The 19,220-nt window shown below is 72.4% G+C and carries 16 protein-coding genes; 9 read left to right on the top strand and 7 right to left on the bottom strand.

Annotated elements, in window-relative coordinates; genetic code table 11:
• Nucleotides 1-60: 60 nt before the first annotated feature.
• The 5 genes from AC1MBW_RS07655 to AC1MBW_RS07635 all read left to right on the top strand — a co-directional run bounded on the left by AC1MBW_RS07655 (nt 61) and on the right by AC1MBW_RS07635 (nt 7,210).
• Nucleotides 61-1,059, top strand: coding sequence for a LacI family DNA-binding transcriptional regulator (locus AC1MBW_RS07655; protein WP_054147328.1), 999 nt, complete (start codon nt 61-63; stop codon nt 1,057-1,059).
• 502 nt (nt 1,060-1,561) lie between these two features.
• Entirely contained in the window at nt 1,562-3,799 is a 2,238-nt protein-coding gene (locus AC1MBW_RS07650; protein ID WP_480026026.1) for a beta-galactosidase, read from the top strand.
• Between the two features lie 75 nt (nt 3,800-3,874).
• Nucleotides 3,875-5,230, top strand: coding sequence for an ABC transporter substrate-binding protein (locus tag AC1MBW_RS07645; protein WP_054146282.1), 1,356 nt, complete (start codon nt 3,875-3,877; stop codon nt 5,228-5,230).
• A gap of 58 nt (nt 5,231-5,288) precedes the next feature.
• A complete protein-coding gene (locus tag AC1MBW_RS07640; RefSeq protein WP_071256095.1) occupies nt 5,289-6,248 on the top strand; it encodes a carbohydrate ABC transporter permease in 960 nt (319 codons plus the stop codon).
• A 2-nt stretch (nt 6,249-6,250) separates the two neighbouring features.
• Nucleotides 6,251-7,210: a carbohydrate ABC transporter permease gene (locus tag AC1MBW_RS07635; protein ID WP_054146294.1), complete on the top strand. Its 960-nt coding sequence runs from the start codon at nt 6,251-6,253 to the stop codon at nt 7,208-7,210.
• Nucleotides 7,211-7,407: 197 nt separating this feature from the next.
• On the opposite strand, the gene AC1MBW_RS07630 is transcribed toward AC1MBW_RS07635, so the two are convergent.
• On the bottom strand, nt 7,408-7,815 hold the full coding sequence (locus tag AC1MBW_RS07630) for an arsenate-mycothiol transferase ArsC (protein WP_054146295.1): 408 nt from the start codon (nt 7,813-7,815) through the stop codon (nt 7,408-7,410).
• 206 nt (nt 7,816-8,021) lie between these two features.
• Between AC1MBW_RS07630 and AC1MBW_RS07625 the strand changes: the two genes are divergently transcribed.
• Together AC1MBW_RS07625 and AC1MBW_RS07620 are read left to right on the top strand one after the other, a co-directional pair.
• A complete protein-coding gene (locus tag AC1MBW_RS07625; RefSeq protein ID WP_082460151.1) occupies nt 8,022-8,564 on the top strand; it encodes an RNA polymerase sigma factor in 543 nt (180 codons plus the stop codon).
• Complete coding sequence (locus tag AC1MBW_RS07620; RefSeq protein WP_480026025.1) at nt 8,554-9,822, top strand: hypothetical protein; 1,269 nt, start codon at nt 8,554-8,556, stop codon at nt 9,820-9,822. The genes AC1MBW_RS07625 and AC1MBW_RS07620 overlap by 11 nt, the downstream gene beginning before the upstream one ends.
• A gap of 187 nt (nt 9,823-10,009) precedes the next feature.
• On the opposite strand, the gene nhaA is transcribed toward AC1MBW_RS07620, so the two are convergent.
• The 6 genes from nhaA to AC1MBW_RS07590 all read right to left on the bottom strand — a co-directional run bounded on the left by nhaA (nt 10,010) and on the right by AC1MBW_RS07590 (nt 17,254).
• Nucleotides 10,010-11,302, bottom strand: a complete 1,293-nt coding sequence (nhaA, locus tag AC1MBW_RS07615; protein WP_480026024.1) for a Na+/H+ antiporter NhaA — start codon at nt 11,300-11,302, stop codon at nt 10,010-10,012.
• Nucleotides 11,303-11,374: 72 nt separating this feature from the next.
• The gene (locus tag AC1MBW_RS07610; RefSeq protein WP_200908349.1) at nt 11,375-11,548 is read right to left on the bottom strand and encodes a hypothetical protein; all 174 of its coding nucleotides are present in this window, start codon (nt 11,546-11,548) and stop codon (nt 11,375-11,377) included.
• Between the two features lie 89 nt (nt 11,549-11,637).
• The gene (locus AC1MBW_RS07605; protein ID WP_480026023.1) at nt 11,638-12,150 is read right to left on the bottom strand and encodes an FBP domain-containing protein; all 513 of its coding nucleotides are present in this window, start codon (nt 12,148-12,150) and stop codon (nt 11,638-11,640) included.
• A gap of 527 nt (nt 12,151-12,677) precedes the next feature.
• Nucleotides 12,678-15,347 (bottom strand): MMPL family transporter, encoded by a 2,670-nt coding sequence (locus tag AC1MBW_RS07600; protein ID WP_480026022.1) that lies wholly within the window; start codon nt 15,345-15,347, stop codon nt 12,678-12,680.
• A gap of 111 nt (nt 15,348-15,458) precedes the next feature.
• A complete protein-coding gene (locus AC1MBW_RS07595) occupies nt 15,459-16,154 on the bottom strand; it encodes a TetR/AcrR family transcriptional regulator (protein ID WP_054146288.1) in 696 nt (231 codons plus the stop codon).
• Nucleotides 16,155-16,378: 224 nt separating this feature from the next.
• Nucleotides 16,379-17,254: an SDR family NAD(P)-dependent oxidoreductase gene (locus AC1MBW_RS07590; protein WP_054146289.1), complete on the bottom strand. Its 876-nt coding sequence runs from the start codon at nt 17,252-17,254 to the stop codon at nt 16,379-16,381.
• 186 nt (nt 17,255-17,440) lie between these two features.
• Between AC1MBW_RS07590 and AC1MBW_RS07585 the strand changes: the two genes are divergently transcribed.
• On the top strand, nt 17,441-18,466 hold the full coding sequence (locus AC1MBW_RS07585) for an SDR family NAD(P)-dependent oxidoreductase (RefSeq protein ID WP_480026021.1): 1,026 nt from the start codon (nt 17,441-17,443) through the stop codon (nt 18,464-18,466).
• 56 nt (nt 18,467-18,522) lie between these two features.
• Nucleotides 18,523-19,122 carry a TetR/AcrR family transcriptional regulator gene (locus tag AC1MBW_RS07580; RefSeq protein WP_480026020.1) on the top strand — a complete coding sequence of 200 codons (600 nt, stop codon included), beginning with the start codon at nt 18,523-18,525 and terminating at the stop codon, nt 19,120-19,122.
• The last annotated feature ends 98 nt before the right edge of the window (nt 19,123-19,220 follow it).

Here is a 19,220-nt window from a genome sequence, read left to right as displayed (position 1 = left end):
TCGTGGGGTCTCGCGCATCCGACACCCCGGCGGGGCACGAGGCACCGCTACCCTCGGGACATGAAGGACGCCACGATCTACGACGTGGCGAAGCGCGCGGGCGTCTCGCACCAGACCGTCAGCAGGTTCCTGCGCGGCTTCGAGGGCATCCGTCCCGCCACCCGCGAGAAGGTCGAGCAGGCACTCGCCGAGCTCGAGTACCGCCCCAACTCGGCGGCCCGCTACCTGCGCCTGCAGCGGACGAACCGCATCGGGCTGCTCGCCGACAACATGCAGCAGTCGGGCCCCGCCCGCACCATCGCCGGGGCCACCGAGGCCGCACGCTCGCTCGGCTACGTCACCGACATCGTGTCGATGGACGGCGTCGACGAGCGCTCGGTCGACGACGCCCTCGACCTGATGCTCGGGCAGCAGATCGCCGGCATCGTCGTCACCGCACAGACCGCGGTCGCCCGGTCGGCGCTCGAACGCCGCGCGATCTCCGTGCCCGTGGCGCGCGACTTCGGGCTGATGGTCGAGGGCACCACCGAGTCGATCAACGAGCACGCGGGCCGGGTCGCGGCCGAGCACCTCGCGAGCCTCGGCCACCGCCGCGTGGCCTACGTCGCCGGGCCGGAGCAGTGGCTGGCCGCCCGCGAGCGCGCCGACGGGTTCCACCGGGCCACGACCGCGTCCGGAGGCGCGGTGACGGTCACCGACGTCGGCGACTGGTCCGCGGCGGCCGGCTACGACATCGGCCTGCGGCTCGCCGCCCGCACCGACGACTTCACCGGCGTCGCCGTCGCCAACGACGCCATGGCGATGGGGTTGCTCGCCGCCCTCGCCGCCGAGGGGGTCTCGGTGCCGCACGAGGTCAGCGTGGTCGGCAACGACGACACCCCCGAGGCGCGGTTCATGGTGCCGTCGCTGTCCACCGTGGCGCTCGACTTCGGCTTCGAGGGGGCGCACGTGATGACGTCGCTGATCGCCCGCATCGAGGGGCGGAGCCCCGACACGGCCAGCCGCCTGCCGGTGCCGTCCCTCGTCGCGCGCGCCTCGACCGCACCCGCGCGCGGCTGACGCCCCGGGGCGCGGGCCGACCCGCGCCTCCTGGTCGCCCGTCCGCCGCCGTGCGCTCGACCCGACCCGCACCTCCTCGTCGCCGGTCCGCCGCCGCGAGCGTCCCGACGTGCCGAACCCGACCGGCGGTGACCTGTCAGGCGAGCACATCCCGACAACTCGAGCCCGACACGCCGCTCGATTCCGCGCAGGAGTCCGAGCCAGCCCCCGACTGTCGCGATTTGCACATCAAGGGCGGAGGGCGGAGGGCGGAGGGCGGGGGGCGGAGGGCGGGGCGCGGCAGGGCAGGGCAGGGCAGGGCAGGGCAGGGCCGGGCAGGGCAGGAGGCGCGGTGCGGGGGCGAGGGAGCGGGTCGGAAGTGGGGTCTTGCGCAGGCGGCGGGGCGTGGGTTACGTTCTCCGCAGACGCCGATGTTATCGACAACATCCCATCGACATCCCGAGCACTCGCGGGGTGACGTCGGCGGTCGCCACCGAAGCCGACACACACGAACGGGTCAACGATGACGTCAGCACCACGCCACTCCGGGGTTCTCTTCGGAGCCGCCTACTACGCCGAGTACCAGCAGGCGGGCACCCTCGACCGCGACCTCGACCTGATGGTCGAGGCGGGCTTCACGGTGATCCGGGTGGGCGAGTCGGTCTGGTCGACGTGGGAGCCGCGCGAGGGCGAGTTCGACCTCGACTGGCTGCAGCCCGTGCTCGACGGCGCCCACGCCCGCGGCATCGCCGTCGTGCTCGGCACCCCCACCTACGCGGTGCCGCCGTGGCTGCAGGTGCGCCACCCCGAGATCGCCGCCGAGCGCACGACCGGCGTCCGCGCCGGCTGGGGCGCCCGGCAGGAGATGGACCAGAGCCACCCCGCCTACCGCTTCTACGCCGAGCGCGTCGTGCGCAAGGTCGTCGAGCGCTACGCCGGGCACCCCGCCGTGATCGGCTGGCAGGTCGACAACGAGCCCGGCAACGAGCGCCCGCGCAACGACCAGGTCTTCGACCGCTTCGTCGCCTGGCTGCAGCGCAAGTACGGCACGGTCGAGCGCCTCAACGAGGAGTGGGGCCTGGTCTACTGGTCGCACCGCCTGACCGAGTGGTCGCAGCTCTGGCGTCCGGACGGCAACGTGCAGCCGCAGTACGACCTCGAATGGCGGCGTTTCCAGGGCGAGCTGGCCGACGAGCTGATCGCCTGGCAGGCCGACGTCGTCCGCGAGTACGCCCGCGACGACCAGTTCGTCACCACCTGCATCTCGTACTCGCGCCCGCAGGTGGCCGACGACCGGCTCGTCGAGAGCCTCGACGTCACGGCCGGCAACCCCTATTACAAGATGCAGGACGGCCTGACGCTCGGCGTCGAGGTGCCCCGCGAGGCCGGCTGGTGGCACACCGGCGTCTGGGCCCTGCAGCAGTGGGGCGACCGCGCGTTCTCGTCGGCGCAGGCCCCCTTCCTCGTCACCGAGACGAACGCCCAGTCGATCGGCGGCCCCTGGCAGAACCACCCGCCGTTCGACGGGCAGATCAAGCAGGCCGCGCTGGCGCTCGTCTCCCGCGGCGCCCGCATGGTCGAGTACTGGCACTGGCACACGCTGCACTTCGGCGTCGAGACCTACTGGGGCGGCGTGCTGCCGCACAGCCAGCGTCCCGGCCGCATCCACCGCGAGGTCGCGGCCCTGGGCGCCACGCTCAAGGCCGTCGGCGGCTCGGTCGACGGTCTCGAACCCGACGCCGACGTGCTGATGCTCTGGTCGACCGAGACCAAGTGGTCGTTCGAGACCTACCCGCCGCTGGCCCTGCCCGACGGCGGTCCCGACCCCGAGTCGTACCTGCACCTGTTCGACGCGCACTACCGCGGGCTCGCCGAGGCCGGCGCGCAGGTGCGCATCCAGCACGTGGCGCAGTTCGTCGCCGCCGACCCGGCCGAGCTGGCGGCGACGCACCCCGTGCTCGTGGTGCCGGCGCTCTACGTGGTCGACGACGCGACCCTGGCGGCGCTCACCGCCTACGCCGAGGCCGGCGGCCACCTCGTGATCGGCATCCGCACGGCCTACGGCGACGAGCTCGCCCGGGCCCGCCGCGACCCCGCCCCCGCCCGGCTCTCGGGCCCCGCGGGCGTCTGGTACGAGGAGTACACCAACCTCGACGCCCCCCTCGCCGTCCACGTCGCGGACGCCGGCACCGCCGAGCGCTCCGACGACACGACCGCAGGAGGCGCGGGCCCGGTCCCCGACGCCGCCACCGCCCCGGCCGACGCACCCTTCGCCCTCGAACCCGGCTCGGCCGGCACCCGCTGGGCCGACGTCCTGCACGTCGAGGACGCCACCGTCGTGCTGCGGGCCGCGCCGACCGAGATCGGGGCCGACGCGGTGCTGACGACCCGCGCCTCCGGAGCCGGACGCGTCAGCTACGTCGCGACCGTGCCCAACCCCGAGCTCTCGCGCTCGATCGCCCGCTGGCTCGTGCCGGCCACGGCGGCGGGCGCGTGGGCGGCGACCGAGACGGTCACCGTCACCACCGGTTCACGAGCCGACGCCCCCGGGCTCGCGTTCGTGTCGAACTGGTCGGCCCACGAGGCCACCGTCACCACCCCCTCCGCGGTCCGCGACCTCGAGACCCGCGAGGTCGTCGCCGCCGGCACCACCCTGACCCTCGCCCCGCGCGCGGCCCACGTCTACGAGCTCGTCGACGCGGGCCCCGAGGCCGACGCCGCCGCCCCGGACGGGGCCGCCACCGCCGGCACCGCGTCCTAGGCGAGCCACGCCGCCCCTCCGACCGCACCACCCGACCCCCGCACCACTCCCCCACCCCCTCGAGGAAGAACCACCATGAAGAGAAAGACCACAGCAAAGGCGCTCGTGTCACTCGCCGTCGTGTCGGCGTTCGTGCTGACCGGCTGCGCCCCGTCCGGCGGAGGCGCGGGTGGCGGTGGCGACACCGCGCCCGTCTCGCAGGCCGACATCGACGAGGCCATGGACACCGACACGACCCTGACCTTCTGGACCTGGGTGCCCGACGTCCAGAAGGAGGTCGACCTGTTCGAGGCGAAGTACCCCAAGATCAAGGTCGACGTCGTCAACGTGGGCACCGGCACCGCGCAGTACCCGAAGCTGCGGACGGCGCTCAAGGCCGGCAAGGGCGCGCCCGACGTCGCCCAGATCGAGTACCAGTACATCCCGTCGTTCCGTCAGACCGGCAGCCTCGTCGACCTGACCCCCTACGGAGGCGCGGACCTCGAGTCGAAGTACGTCCCGTGGGTCTGGAACCAGGTCGCGGACGACACCGGCGTCTGGTCGGTGCCGCAGGACTCGGGCCCGCTCGGCAACCTCTACCGCTCGGACATCTACGCGCAGGCCGGGCTGACGAAGGCCCCCGAGACCTGGGCCGACTTCGCGACCGACGCGCAGACGATCAAGGACAAGACCGACTCGTACATCTCGAACCTGCCCGGCAACGACCCCGGCCAGATCGTCGGGCTGTTCTGGCAGGCCGGCGCCAAGCCGTTCTCGTACGACGGTGACAAGACCGTCGGCATCGACCTCGACTCGACCGAGACGCAGAAGGTCGTCACCTTCTGGCAGGACCTCATCGACAAGGACCTCGTCTCGACCGACGCCGACTTCAACGACGCCTGGTACCAGGGCTTCTCGTCGGGCAAGTACGCCAGCTGGCAGACCGCCGCCTGGGGCCCCGTCTTCCTGCAGGGCACGGCGGCGAACACGAGCGGCAAGTGGACCGCCGCGAAGATCCCGCAGTGGAAGGCCGGCGAGGACGTCTCGGGCAACTGGGGCGGATCGAGCGACGCCGTCATCACCGGCACGCAGAACCCGATCGCCGCGGCCGAGTTCAGCAAGTTCCTGAACAGCGACCCCGAGTCGACCCTGGCCTTCGCGAACGAGCAGTTCCTGTTCCCGACGACGACCGACACCCTGTCGAGCAGCGACTTCACCGACACCGCCTCGGACTTCTACGGCGGTCAGAAGGTCAACGAGCTCTTCGCCGGCGTCTCGGACACGGTCAGCACCGACTTCCAGTGGCTGCCGTTCATGGACTACGTCTACTCGAGCTTCAACGACACGCTCGGCAAGGCCATCGCCGACCACTCCGACCTGTCCGCCGCCCTCACGGCGTGGCAGGACGACGTCACCGCCTACGCGAAGCAGCAGGGCTTCACCGTCAAATAGCGCTCACGGGGTGCCGCCCGCCCGCGGGCGGCACCCCTCGGCCCGGCAAGGAGCCCCCATGTCCACCTCCGTCACCCCTCGTCGAGACGCGACCCGCGCCTCCTCGTCCCGTCAGCCCGCCACCCCGCGGCGCACGAGCTCGCTGCACCGGCCGCAGCTCGTCGCGGCCTGGGCGCTGGCGATCCCGTTCCTGGTCGTCTTCGCGGCGATGTTCCTCGTGCCGCTCGGCTACGCGGGCTACCTGAGCACCTTCACCTCGCAGCTCGTCGGCGGGCAGGTCTTCTCGGGCCTCGCCAACTACAGCCGCGCGCTGAACGACCCGAGCTTCTGGGCCGGCCTCGGCCGGGTCGCCCTGTTCCTCTTCGTGCAGGTGCCGATCATGCTCGTGATCGCCCTGTTCGTCGCGCTCGCCCTCGACACCGGTCGGGTCGCCGGCAGCAAGTTCGTCCGCCTCGCGATCTTCGTGCCCTACGCCGTGCCCGGCGTCGTCGCGACGCTGATGTGGGGCTACCTCTACGGCCGCGAGTCCGGCCTGATCGCCCAGGTGATCAGCGGTCTCGGGCTCACCCCGCCCGACCTGCTGTCGCCGCAGAACGTGCTCGGCAGCACGATGAACATCGTCAGTTGGGAGTTCATCGGCTACAACATGATCGTGCTGTACGCCGCACTACGCAGCGTGCCGACCGAGATGTACGAGGCCGCCGAGATCGACGGAGCCGGGCCCTGGCGGGTGGCGTGGAGCATCAAGATCCCGGCCATCCGCTCGGCGATCCTGCTGACCGTGATCTTCTCGGTCATCGGGTCGTTCCAGCTCTTCAACGAGCCGAACCTGCTGTACAGCATCGCGCCCAACGCGATCGGCTCGGACTTCACCCCGAACCTCTACGCGTACAACGTCGCGTTCAAGAACCAGGACGTCAACTACGCCGCGGCCATCGCGTTCCTGCTGGGGTTCCTCATCATGATCATCAGCTACGTGGTGCAGCTCGCCACCTCACGCAAGGAGCGACTGTCGTGACGATCGCACCCGCACCCGTCGACACCGCCGGGGCCACGTCGGTCGACCGCCCCGTCCGCCGCCTCGAGAGCTCGGGAGGCGCGGGCCGGCGCCGCCCGCGACGTCGCGTCGAGCGGTCGAAGCGCAAGACGCCGATCCTCACCGTGCTCCTGTGGATCACGCTGGCGTACTTCCTGCTGCCGCTGATCTGGTTGGCGATCCAGGCGACCAAGACGAACGGCGACATCTTCTCGACGTTCGGCCTGGCCTTCGGCCGCACCTTCGCCCTGGGCGACAACCTCGCGCAGCTGTTCACGTTCCAGGACGGCATCTTCGTGCAGTGGATGGGCAACACGGTGCTCTACGCCGTCGTCAGCTCGGTCGGTGCCGCGGTGCTCGCCACGATGTGCGGCTACTCGCTGGCCAAGTACGTCTTCAAGGGCAAGTCGTTCGTCTTCGGGCTGATCCTCGGCGCCGTCATGGTGCCGCTGACGGCGCTGGCGATCCCGACCTACCTGCTGTTCAGCGCGGCGAACCTCGTCGACACCCCCTGGGCGATCATCCTGCCGTCGCTGGTCAGCCCGTTCGGCGTCTACCTGATGCGCGTCTACGCGAGCGAGGCGGTCGACGACAGCCTGCTCGAGGCGGCCCGGATCGACGGGGCGGGCGAGCTGCGGATCTTCCTGACCATCGCGTCGCGGCTGCTCGCGCCGGGCATCGTCACGGTTCTGCTGTTCGCGCTGGTCTCGACCTGGAACAACTACTTCCTGCCGCTGATCATGCTGAACGACCCGTCGCTCTTCCCGGCGACGGTCGGCCTGGCGCAGTGGCAGCAGGCGGCCACCGGCGGCGGCGGCGCCCAGGTGCTGTTCTCGACCGTGCTGACCGGCTCGTTCGTGTCGATCCTGCCGCTGGTCGTGGCGTTCCTGTTCTTGCAGCGCTTCTGGCAGTCCGGCCTGAGCGCGGGCGGCGTCAAGGGGTAGGCGGCTCGACTCCCGCCCGACCCCCGGTTCACGGTGGGGGTCGGCGCGGGTGGGCCGTGGCCGTGGCAGCGGCGGCCCGGGAGGCGGTGGTGACGTTGAGGGGTCGCCACCGCCTCCGTTCGCGCGTGAGACCCCGGGAAATCGCCGAGACCCCTCGGCGCGTGCCGGGGTCTCGGCGACCCCCCGGGGTCTCGGCGTCAGAGGCGGGCGTGCAGCTCGGCGACGCGGGCGCGGATGTCGTCGCGGACGAGGCGCATGCGCTCCATGCCCTCGATGCCGCGCTCCGAGGGTTCGTCGGTGACCCAGGTCTCGAACCGGGTGCCGGGGACCTCGTCGACCCGCGCCTCCTGACCGAGGACGACGACCACGTCGGCGTCGCGCACCATCTGCTCGGTGAGGGCCTTGGGGTGCTCGTCGCCGAGGTCGATGCCGAGCTCGGCGAGCGACTCGACCGACTGCGCGTTGAGGTCCGTGCCGGGTTTCGTGCCGGCCGACACGACGGTGACCTCGTCGCCGGCGAGGTCACGCATCAGCCCGGCGGCCATCTGCGACTTGCCCCCGTTCTTCTGGCAGACGAACAGGACGGAGGCGCGGGTCGAGGTCATGCGCACACCGTACCCACCCCAGGTGGCCGGGCCCCTGACGGGCCCGCGTCGGACCCCGGGAACTCGCCGAGACCCTCGTGCGCGCCCCGGGGTCTCGGCGACTTCCCGGGGTCTCGGGGGACGGAGACGGGACGCCCGCCGACCCGTCCGAGGTCCCGTGTCAGGTTCGCCGGTTCCGCGACACTCCTCTAGTGAAGGGGGTGGACGTGGATCACGACACGGAGGGCGACGACGAGCTCGTCAGACGCACGGTCGGGGGTGACCAACGGGCCCTGTCGGCCTTGTTCGACCGGCACGCCGCGACGGTGACCCGTTACGCGTGGGCGCTGGCGGCGACCCGGATGGACGTCGAGGAGATCGTGCAGGACACGTTCGTGACCCTCTGGAAGAAGGTCGACCAGATCGACCTGCCCGAGGACTCGCTGCTGCCCTGGCTGTTGGTCGTCTGCCGCAACCACGCCGCGAACCTGCGCCGCAAGCAGGCCCGTGCCGCCACCGACGAGCTGCCCGACGACCTCGTCGCCCCGGACCACGGCGAGGAGGCGCGTGACCGGCTGCGGTGGGTCCGTGACGAGATCGACGCCCTCGGCCCGGTCGACCGGCAGATCGTCGAGCTCTGCCTGATCGAAGGGCGCCCCTACGGCGAGGCCGCCGCCCAGGTCGGCCTGAGCATCGGCGCCGTGACGCAACGCGTGTCGCGCACCCGATCGCGACTGAAGAAGAAGGCGGTGATGAACGATGAACTCTGAGCCCCCCACCGGAGACGAGCTGGACAGCATGCTCGTCACGATGAAGCAGAACGTCCTCGAACGCACCACGGAGTCCCCGCGTCGCAAGCGCAACCGGAACCTCGGCCTCGGCCTCGGCCTGGCCGCCCTGCTGGCGATCGGCGGTGGTTCGGGGGCCCTGGCGCTCGGCATGCTGCCCTCGCCGTTCCAGGCCTCGGCACCGGCGACGCCGACGAGCACGCCCACCCCGACGCCGACCGTCACGCCGACGGCGACGTCACGGCCGACGCCGACGGTGGCACCCGTGGTCGCGCCGGTGCCGTCGGCGCCGATCGACTGCGCGACGCTGGCGAGCGGCATCGACCTGACCTCGTTCGTGCCCGACCCGGTCTACGCCCCGGCACTGCTGCCGTCGGACTACGACCGCACCGGTCAGGCGGGGCTGGCACAGCAGGGCGTCCTCTCGTGCGTCTGGACCTCGACGGCGGGCTCGTTCGCGAACGTGACCGTCCGGGTGTCGGACGACGTGACGACCGGCTCGCGGTGGAACGCGGAGCGTCGGGCCGCGGGTGAACCCGGCCTGGGCGTGGGGCAGACGTCGTCGATCTCGTGTGGCGAGGACGGGATGGCGTCGTGTCGCGCTTCCGTCGTGTCGGCACCGTGGTGGATTTCGCTGTCGTTCCTCGACGACACGTCCGGTTCGTTCGACCCGACCGCGAGCGGCTGGGACTCGACGGGGGCGCAGGCTGACGTCTCGGGAGCGTTGCAGAGCCTGACGTCGACGCTGGGCGGGCTCGCTCCCACCGCCGCCTGGCAACCGCCCGAGACCGTCTGGGCCGACGCGGCGTGCGCCTCCCTGCAGGCCACGTCGATCCCGACGATCCTCGGATCGCCCGCGCTCGTCGGCCCGGACGAGCACGTCTCGACGCCTCCCGTCGACGGCATCTCGGACACGAAGGACTCGTCGCTCGACTGCCGCTGGGTCGCACCCCCCACGGGGCCGCTCCCGGAGGGCTCCTTCGGCGAGTTCCGCGTGACGATCGTGCCCGGTGGCGAGTGGGCTTACGAGCCCACCGACGACAGCCGGGCCGTGACGGTCGCCGGGGCCGACGCCGCGACGGTCACCTGCGTGTCCCGCGAGGGCAGCTCGTGCTACATCGACCTCCTGAGCGACGGATCGTGGCTCCAGGTCGGCTACGCGAGCGGCGCCACGCCCGAGATGACGTCGCTGCTGGTCGCGGCCGCGGAGGCGATCGTCGCGACGCGTCCCGCGGGCTGACCCGCGCCTCCTGCGCTGCCGTGACCGAGGCACGCGACCGCAGGAGGCGCGGCCCGGCCGACGCAGGACGGTGGACGGAGGGCGGCCGGGCCCCAGGAACTCGCCGAGACCCTCGTGCGCGCCCCGCGGTCTCGGCGACTTCCTGGGGTCTCGGAGGGTTCCTGGGTTCTCGGCGGACGGCGGCCCGTCAGGCGTCGAGGCGGGCCCGGGCCCGACCGCGCACGGCGAGGATCGTACCGCCGATCAGGGCCGAGACGAGCGAGCCGACGAGGACGCCGACCTTGACCACGTCGTCCTGCTCGCTGCCGGTGCCGTAGGCCAGCTCGCCGACGAGCAACGACACGGTGAACCCGATGCCGGCCACGAACGACAGCCCGAGCACGTCGCCCCAGCGCAGGCTCGGGTCGAGCCGGATGCCGGGCAGGCGGGTGACGAGCAGCGACGCCCCCGTGATGCCGATCGACTTGCCGAGGACGAGTGCGACGACGATGCCGATCGCGACGCTGTCGCCCAGCGACTCGGTCAGTCCGCCGAAGCCGCCGACGGTCACTCCGGCCGAGAAGAACGCGAAGATCGGCACGGCGATGCCGGACGAGATCGGGCTCCACTTCTCGGCGAAGTGATGCGTCAACGGGTGGCGTTCTTCGTGGCCGTCGGGGCCGACGTGCGTCACGCCGGCCCGAGCGGTGGCGACCGCCGGCACGAGCAACCCGAGGGCGACGCCGGCGATGGTGGCGTGCACACCGGACGCGTGCACCAGCGCCCAGGCGACGACGCCCAGCGGGATCAACAGCCACCACGAGCGAACCCCACGCCGCACGAGCACGGCGAACGCGGCCAGCGGCAGCAGGGCGAGCAGCAGCGGGACGAACGCGATGCCGGCCGTGTAGAACACGGCGATGATCGTGATCGCGATCAGGTCGTCGACCACGGCGAGCGTCAGCAAGAAGGTGCGCAGTGCCGGGGGCAGCCGCTTGCCGACGACGGCGATCACGGCGACGGCGAACGCGATGTCGGTCGCGGCCGGGATCGCCCAGCCCTGCAGGGCGTCGGGGCCGGCGTTCAGGTTGACCAGCGTGAAGATCAGGGCGGGCAGCACGACGCCGCCGACCGCCGCCGCGATGGGCAGCGTGGCCACGCGAGGGTCGCGCAGCGAGCCGGCGACGAACTCCTGCTTCAGCTCGAGACCGACGACGAAGAAGAAGATCGCGAGCAGGCCGTCGGCCGCCCAGGTGCCGACGCTGAGGTCCAGGTGCAGGGATTCGGGTCCGAACGACACGTCGCGCACGGCCGAGTAGAACGAGCCGGCCGGGCTGTTCGCCAGGACGAGCGCGAGCGCGGTCGCCACGAGCAGCAGCAGGCCGCCGGTCGTGTCGCGGCTGAGGAAGCGCGAGAGGCGTGCGGCCCGCCCCTCGGCGTGGGGCGCGTGGGCGGGAGCAGGAGGAGTGGCCGTCGGGTCGGCGGGGGTGGGGTCGGTCATGGGCGTCGTCCTTCGGGAGGGTCGGTGAGCAGGGCAGGCGTCCGCTCGACCCGTCGACGACGAGGAGCGGCGTTACGCCACGGGCGGCGGGCAGCCGGCGATCTCGCCGTGGGCGTTGCTGCCCCAGAGGCTCATCCAGCCGTTCGTGCCGCAGGTGCGCTTCGTCAGCACGAGCCGCTTCGGGAACGCCTGCTGCGCCGTGCGCGTCCGCCGCGGGGCGCGGGACGGGCAGGCGGGTGACGACATGCCCACCAGGGTACCGCCGGGGTCCGTGAGCGGGCCGACCCGCGCCTCCTGCGTCCCGGTTCTCGCCGGGTCAGGAGGCGCGGCGCGGGTCAGGAGGCGCGGCGCACGTTCTCGACGAACCCCGCGGCCCGCACGCGCAGGCTCCCGATGCGTTCGAGCCGAGCGGCCTCGACGTCGAACCCGAGGTAGGCCTCGGGCGGCAGCACGTGCACGTTGTCCGAGCACTCGAACCCGCCGCAGACGAGCGTGCCCACGGTGTCGCCGTTGCGTCCGGCCGCGCCCGCCCGCTTGGCGGCGTAGAACAGCACGTCGGCCGGCAGCCGGACGTCCTGGCACCAGGTGCACTGCGCCCGCTGGCGGGGCGACGCCTCGGCCTGGCGCAGCACGACGCCGGCGACCGCGGGGCCCGGGCGGCCGTCCGCGTCGAGGGTCGGCACGACGACGTAGGCCCGGCGGGCGAGCTTGGGGTCGCGCCAGCCGAGGTACTCGAGGTCGGCCCAATCGAGGTCGGCGAAGCCCGGGGGCAGGGTGAGGTCGGTGGCTTCCTTGCGGCTCGCGTTGACGAACGAGGCGCGGACGGTCTTCTCGGTCAGGGGGATCATGTGGTTCTCCGGTCGTCGGGCCCGGGGCGGCGACGTCCGCGGGCACGGGCGGTCGGTGACCGCCCGGCTGCCCGCCGTCGACGCGTCGGCCGACCCGGGTGTTCTCGTGGGACCGTGCCGGGGCTCCAGCCCGCGCGGCACGGCGATGCACGGACCGACCCGGACGGCCGATCCGCTGCGGAGACACGACTACCTGCAGCCGGCGCACGCGGCGCCGACGACCCCCTCACGCCCGGAGGGCGTCGCAGGTGCGGACGGGATGATCACCGGGCCACCCTAGGGCGGTGGGGCTCCGGCGGCAACGGGGCCGCGCCTCCTGCGGTCGGGGTCGCACCACCGGTGCGCCGTCGAACCATGCAGATGCGCGGTTCGACGGCGCATCGACGGTTCGACCCGGAACGCTTCGCCGGTTCCGGAGGCGCGGGTCGCGTCCACGAGGCGGGCGCCGGCCCCGAGGCACCACGAAACGGACGTCGCACCGCCGTGTTCGGCGGTGCGACGTCCGGTCGGTGGTGCGACGCGCAGGGTCAGCCCGCGTGGCGCCCGTGGTGGTCGGGGTCGCTGCCGTCGGGGACGGCGTCGACGGGAGCCGCCGGGTCGACGTGCGAGACGTGCCCGTCACCCGAGGCCGAGGCCGAGGCCGAGCCCGCACCTGCACCTGCACCTGCACCTGCACCTGAGCCCGCACCCGCGGCGTCACCGGCCGAGGCGTGCGGCTGTGACCGCTCGAGGGAGGCGCCCTCGACGTCGACGTCGGGCAGGATGCGGTCGAGCCATTTCGGCAGCCACCACGCGGCGTCGCCGAGCAGGTGCATCACGGCCGGGATCAGCAGCAGGCGCACGACGAACGCGTCGACGAGCACGCCTAGCGCCAGGCCGAGGCCGATCGACTGGATCATCACCGAGTTCGAGAACACGAAGCCCGAGAAGACCGCCGTCATGATCAGGGCCGCGGCCGTGACCACCGTGCGACCGGCGTGGACGCCGCGCTGCACCGCCAGGCGGGCCGACGAGCCGTGGGCGTACGCCTCGCGCATGCCGCTGACCAGGAACAGCTGGTAGTCCATCGCGAGCCCGAACAGCACGCCGACCATCAGGATCGGCAGGAAGCTCAGGATCGGACCCGGGTCGTGCACCCCGAAGACCGGGCCGAGCCAGCCCCACTGGAACACCGCGGTGACGCCGCCGAACGCGGCGAACAGCGACAGCACGAACCCGATGGTGGCGGTGATCGGCACGAGGATCGACCGGAACACGAAGATCAGGATGATCAACGAGAGGCCGACGACGACGAGCAGGTAGAGCGGCAGGGCTCCGGCGAGTTTCTCGCTGACGTCGATGTTGCCCGAGGCGTTGCCGGCGACGCCGAGCGACGAGACGTCGTCGATGTCGAGCCCGCGCAGGTCGCGCACGAGCTGCTCGGTCGACTCGGCGGTCGGACCGCCCTCCGGCACGACCTGGAACGCCAGCAGGGTGTCGTCGTCCGAGGCGCCGATGGGGGCGACCGCGGCGACGTCGTCCTGGTCCTTGAGGATCGTGCCGATGCGCACCTGCTCCGAGACGAGGTCGTCCTCGGAGATCGCGGTCGGCAGGTCGGCGACGACGACCAGGGGGCCGTTGACGCCGGCGCCGAACTTCTCGTCGATCAGCTTGTACGCCTTGTAGGCGCTCGAGTCGACGGGCTCGGACGACCCGGCGGGCAGGCCGAGGCGCATCGAGAGCGCGGGGATCGCGACGATCAGCAGCACGGCGACGCCGGCCACGAGGGTCAGCACGGCCCGCGTGGTGCTCATCGGCTTGGTGGGCACCCGGACGGCACCCGTGTTGCCGACGGCCTTGCGGGCCTTCTTGGTGAGGATGCGCAGGCCGACGAGGCGCAGCAGCGCCGGGGTGAGCGTGATGGCGATCAGGATCGCGACGAACACGCAGACCGCGCCGACGGTGCCCATCAGGCCGAGGAACGGGATGCCGGTCAGGTTGAGCGCGAGCAGGGCGATCAGCACGGTCGAGCCGGCGAAGACGACCGCGTTGCCCGACGTGCCGTTGGCCAGGCCGATCGACTCGTGCAGCGGCACCCCCTCTTTCAGTTGGGTGCGGTGCCGGTTGAGGATGAACAGCGAGTAGTCGATGCCGACCGCGAGGCCGAGCATGACGCCGAGCACGGGCGTGACCGACAGCATCTCGACGGCGCCCGAGAGCGACAGCGAGGCGAGCACGCCGACGCCGACGCCGATCAGGGCGTTGATCAGGGGCAGCCCCGCACCGATCAGGGTGCCGAGCATGACGAACAGCACGATGGCGGCGATGACGACGCCGGCCACCTCGCCCGGGCCGAGGATCTCGGGGATGCTGGCGGCGATGTCGTTCGACACCTCGACCTCGACGCCGTCGATGTCGGCGTCGTTCATCGCCTCGACGACGGCCTCTTTGTTCTCGCTGGTGACGAGGTTGAGCGCCTTGTCGAACTGGATGCTGGCGACGGCCGTGGTGCCGTCGGTCGACACCTGGCGGATGCCGTCGGTCAGCTCGAGCAACGAGGCGCCCTGCTCGAGCGTGGCGCTCTGCGTCTCGAGCTCGGCCTTGCCGGAGTCGAGGGTGGACTGCTGCGTGGCGATCTGCTGCTTCCCGGCGTCGAGCTGGGCCTGCTGCGCGTCGAGCTGCGGCGTGGCGGCGGCGAGCGCGGCCCCACCGGCGGCCTGTGCCTGGGCCTTGGCGGCGTCGAGCTGCTGCTGGCCGGCGTCGATCTGCGCCTGGGCGGCGTCGATCTGTGCCTGGCCCGAGGTGATCTGGGCCTCGCCCGCGGTGATCTGCGCGCGGCCGTCCGTGATCTTCTGGGCCTGGTCGTCGATCTGCTGCTGGGTCGCGAAGGGGTCGGTGGTGCCCTTGACGTCGTCCAGCTCTTTCGCGTCGGTCAGCAGGGCCGCGATGTCGGACTTCTGCTGGTCGGTGAAGGCCGAGTCGTCGGTGGTCGTGAAGACCACCGTGCCGGTGCCGCCGCTCGCCTGGGGGAACTTCTCGGCGAGCTCGTCGCTCACCTTCTGGGTCGCCGTGCCGGGGATGCTGACGGCGGTGGTCAGCGTGCCGCCGAACAGCGCGAAGGCGCCGCCGGCGAGGCCGAGCACGACCAGCCAGGCCACGATGACGAGCCAGGCCCGCCGGGCCGAGAACCGGCCGAGTCGATAGAGCAGGGATGCCATGGGTGTCTGTTCCTCCAGGGGTGGTGCGGGGTGATGCGGGTTGCGGGGGTGGGCCTCACGTCGCGTCGTCGAGAAGGAGGTGCGGGTCGGCCGGGGACGCCGGCCGACGGGTCAGGGGGTGGTCGGGTCGGGCGCCGTCGGGGCGGCTGCTGCCGGGGTGGGCGTCGGCGTCGTCCCGTAACCGGTGCGGATGCTCGTCGTCATGCGGTCGAGCAGGTCGGCCCAGACGTCGCGGCTGTCGGCGTCGACGACCGCGCCGGTCCGCATGATCCAGTGGCGGGCCACGACGGCGATGCCGTTCATCAGCGAGCTGACCAGCACCTCGGCCTCGAGCGGGTCGGTGGCGGGGCTGCGCTCGGCCATCTCGATCGAGAGCTGCTCGGTGACGCGGGTGAAGACGTCCTGGATCAGGCTGTGCGACCGCGGGTCGCTGCCGTCGTCGCCGAGGACGCCCCAGAGGTACGAGACGACGGCCGGCAGGTCGATGCCCTGCATGGCCTGGATGACCTCGGCGAACAAGGAGGCGCGGCTGCCGTCACCGACGGGCGTCGCGGCGGTCGCGGCCCGGAACTCGTCGACGGCGCCCGTGAGCACGCGGGTGCAGGCCGTCATGACGACCTCGTCGAGCGACGAGAAGTGGTTGAAGACCGTGCGCCGGGAGACGTCGGCCCGCTCGGCGAGCTCGTCGACGCTGAAGCGGGGAGCCCCCCGTTCGGCGATGAGCGCGTCGGCGGCGTCGACGATGGCCTGACGGTGCTTCGCCTTGAGGGCGGCACGGCGGTCGGGCACCAGGGTCTTGACGGTCACCTGCCTACACTAAGTGCAGCGACGCACTCGGTGCACCCACACCGGCTGGGGGCTTGCTGGGACTTGGGCGGCCGAGTCGCGGGCCGCGCACCTCGCCCGCCCCGCGCCTCCTCGTCCCTCCGACGAGTGGTCCCAGAACGTCCTTCGATCGCCAGGGAAGGACGATTCGGGACCACTCGACGGTCTGGCGCGGGGCGGGCGAGGGCGGCAGGCGCCCGCCCGGGTCAGATGGTCTCGTCGAGGTCGAGCAGGCGGGCGCTCTCCTCCCAGAGGCGACGGGCGAGGTCGGCGTCATTCGCCTGACGGGCGACGCGGCCGGGTGCTTTCAGGCGATCGAAGTAGTTGCCGCTCGGTGCCGGCACGGTCGCGGCACCCGCGAGGCGGATCAGTGGCTCGGCGCCGTCCTCGGTGGACACCGCGAGGCGCTTGGCCGCGGTCATGAAGGCGCCGTCGCCACCGAAGCCCGAGGCGACGAACCCGGGGTGGAACGCGAACGCGTCGACCCCGCCGCCGGCGCGCGGCAGGCGTCGGGCCAGCTCGCGGGTGAACAGCACGTTGAGCAGCTTCGACGTGCCGTAGGCGCGGAAGCCGCCGGCCCACGCACCCCGCGCGTTGTCGAGGTCGTCCAGGTCGACCTTGCCGAAGAGGTTGCCGGCACTCGAGGTCTGGACGATGCGGACCGACCCGGCCGGCGCCTCCTTCGCCGTCTCGAGGAGGCGCGGCGTCAGCAACGCGGTCAACAGGAAGGGAGCGAGGTGGTTGCCCTGGAACGTCGTCTCGTGCCCGTCGACCGTGAGCGCACGCTCGGGGATCGTGGCGCCCGCGTTGTTGGCGAGCACGTGGATGCGGGGGTTCTCGGCGAGCAGCTGGTCGGCGAGCTCGCGCACGGTCGACAGGTCGGAGAAGTCGGCGAGGTAGGCGGTGCCACCGATCTCGTGGGCGACCGTGCGGGTGCGGTCGGGGTTGCGACCGACCACGGCGACGGTGGCACCACGGCGGGCGAGCTCACGGGCGGCGGCGCGGCCGATGCCCGAGCTGGCTCCGGTGACGACCACGGTCCGGTCGTCGAGGCGGGCGGCGGGAGGCAGGGTGACGGTCATGCATCGGACGCTAGGCGGGATGGGGCGGGGTGGGTCGGCGGTCGGCGTTCTCTCGGCAGGCGCTCAGCCGCGAGGGCCTCCGTCCACGGTAGCGTCGCAATGCGAGACAATCTGTTTCGAATCAGGGTGCCGCTCCCGCGCCCGACCCGACCCGACCGACCCGCCCCTCATCAGAGAAGAGACGACATGTCCGACGCCACCGTTCCCCTGACCGGCTCCAGCACCATCGGCACCTGGCTCGACCACCCCGAGGGCGGGCCCGCGATCCGCGCCGCACTCGGGCAGGGAGGCGCGCTCGACGAGAGCGCGCTCGCCCCGGTCCGCGGCCTGCCGCTGCAGCAGCTGGTCGCGATGAGCCAGGGGCAGGTGCCGCAGGAGCTCGTCGACGGCCTGGTGCTGCAGGTCAACGGCGGCGTCGTGCCCGACGAGACGATCGAGGCCGACGGCCCGTGGCGCGAGACGGTCACCCCCGGCCGGTTCGCCGGCAAGACCGTGGTCGTCACGGGTGCGGCGTCCGGCATCGGCCGCGCGACCGCGTCCCGTGTGGCCCGCGAGGGCGGTCGCGTCGTCGCCGTCGACCTCGTCGCCGACAAGCTGGAGGCGCTGGTCGCCTCCCTGCCCGACGCCGACGTGGTCACCGTGGCCGGCGACATCACGAAGCAGGACGACATCGACGCGATCGTCGCGGCCGCCGGCGACCGCATCGACGCCCTGGCGAACATCGCGGGCATCAACGACGACTTCTCACCGCTGCACGAGACGAGCGACGCCATGTGGGACCGCGTCATCGGCATCAACCTGACCGGCGGGTTCAAGCTGTCGCGCGCGGTGATCCCCGTGATGCTCGGGGCCGGCCGCGGCTCGATCGTCAACGTCGCCTCCGAGGCGGGGCTGCGCGGCAACGCGTCGGGCAACGCCTACACGGTGTCGAAGCACGGCGTCGTCGGCCTGACCAAGTCGGCGGCCTTCATGTACGCACAGCAGGGCATCCGGGTGAACGCGGTGGCGCCCGGCGGCGTCGCGACGGGCATCCCCTTCCCGGCGAACGTGTCCGAGGCGGGGTCGGCCCGACTGCGTCCGTTCCAGGCGGCGATCCCGACGATCGCGACGGCCGAGGAACTCGCGGCGTCGATCACCTTCCTGTTGAGCGACGACGCGGTGAACGTGAACGGCGCCATCCTGGCGAGCGACGGCGGCTGGTCGGTCCAGTAGGGCCGGACCATCCGCAGCGAGGCCGGGTGGGGCGGGACGTGCACGAGGATGGACCGGTGACCACCGCACGCCCCACCCGCCCCGGCCGCGCCCGCAGCGAGGCCGCCCGCCTGGCGATCCTCGACGCGACCCGCGACGAACTGGCCGAGCGCGGCTACGACAAGCTCTCGCTCGACCGCATCGCGGCGGCGGCGGGGGTCGGCAAGGCGACGATCTACCGCTGGTACCCGGCGAAGGCGGCGCTGGTGGCCGAGGGCATGCTCACGGGACATCTGCTGCCCCACCTCGAGGTGGCCGACACGGGCGACGTGCGTGGGGACGTCCTCGACTGGCTCCGCGCCTCCTTCTCGGCCTTCGCCTCGCCCGCGGCGGGCGGGTTGATCCGGGCGTCGATCGCGGCGACCGCCGAGGACGCCTCCGTCGCCCGGCACTACGACGAACGCGTCACCTCGGTCACGCGGGCGGCGCTTCGCGACCGCCTCGAGTCCGGGAGGCGCGCGCGGCAGATCCGGGACGACGCGCCCCTCGACGCCCTGGTCGAGTCGCTGATCGGCACGGTCTTGCTGCACGTCGTGACCCGGCGCGACCCCGGGGACGCCGCGCTCGAGGCCGCCGTCGAGCTGTTGTTCGACGGCGTCGCGTCGCGGACGGCCTGACGGGTCGCCGCCCGCCCGTCGCCTCGTCCTCAGACATGCGTCGAACGCGTCGTAGGGAGGCGGCCTGTGGAGATGCACCTCCGACACTCGGAGTCGCG

This window comes from Frigoribacterium sp. AP1 (genome assembly GCF_056680555.1).
Note: the sequence above shows the minus strand (reverse complement) of the source record. Positions and strands in the feature narration are given on the sequence as shown.

Excerpts from the sequence above, each read along its gene's own strand:
- AC1MBW_RS07590 (WP_054146289.1), bottom strand. The coding sequence starts at position 17,254 with ATGACCGTCACCCTGCCTCCCGCCGCCCGCCTCGACGACCGGACCGTG.
- AC1MBW_RS07645 (WP_054146282.1), top strand. The coding sequence starts at position 3,875 with ATGAAGAGAAAGACCACAGCAAAGGCGCTCGTGTCACTCGCCGTCGTG.
- AC1MBW_RS07600 (WP_480026022.1), bottom strand. The coding sequence starts at position 15,347 with ATGGCATCCCTGCTCTATCGACTCGGCCGGTTCTCGGCCCGGCGGGCC.
- AC1MBW_RS07585 (WP_480026021.1), top strand. The coding sequence starts at position 17,441 with ATGTCCGACGCCACCGTTCCCCTGACCGGCTCCAGCACCATCGGCACC.
- AC1MBW_RS07605 (WP_480026023.1), bottom strand. The coding sequence starts at position 12,150 with ATGATCCCCCTGACCGAGAAGACCGTCCGCGCCTCGTTCGTCAACGCG.
- AC1MBW_RS07630 (WP_054146295.1), bottom strand. The coding sequence starts at position 7,815 with ATGACCTCGACCCGCGCCTCCGTCCTGTTCGTCTGCCAGAAGAACGGG.
- nhaA (WP_480026024.1), bottom strand. The coding sequence starts at position 11,302 with ATGACCGACCCCACCCCCGCCGACCCGACGGCCACTCCTCCTGCTCCC.
- AC1MBW_RS07640 (WP_071256095.1), top strand. The coding sequence starts at position 5,289 with ATGTCCACCTCCGTCACCCCTCGTCGAGACGCGACCCGCGCCTCCTCG.
- AC1MBW_RS07650 (WP_480026026.1), top strand. The coding sequence starts at position 1,562 with ATGACGTCAGCACCACGCCACTCCGGGGTTCTCTTCGGAGCCGCCTAC.
- AC1MBW_RS07620 (WP_480026025.1), top strand. The coding sequence starts at position 8,554 with ATGAACTCTGAGCCCCCCACCGGAGACGAGCTGGACAGCATGCTCGTC.
- AC1MBW_RS07655 (WP_054147328.1), top strand. The coding sequence starts at position 61 with ATGAAGGACGCCACGATCTACGACGTGGCGAAGCGCGCGGGCGTCTCG.
- AC1MBW_RS07610 (WP_200908349.1), bottom strand. The coding sequence starts at position 11,548 with ATGTCGTCACCCGCCTGCCCGTCCCGCGCCCCGCGGCGGACGCGCACG.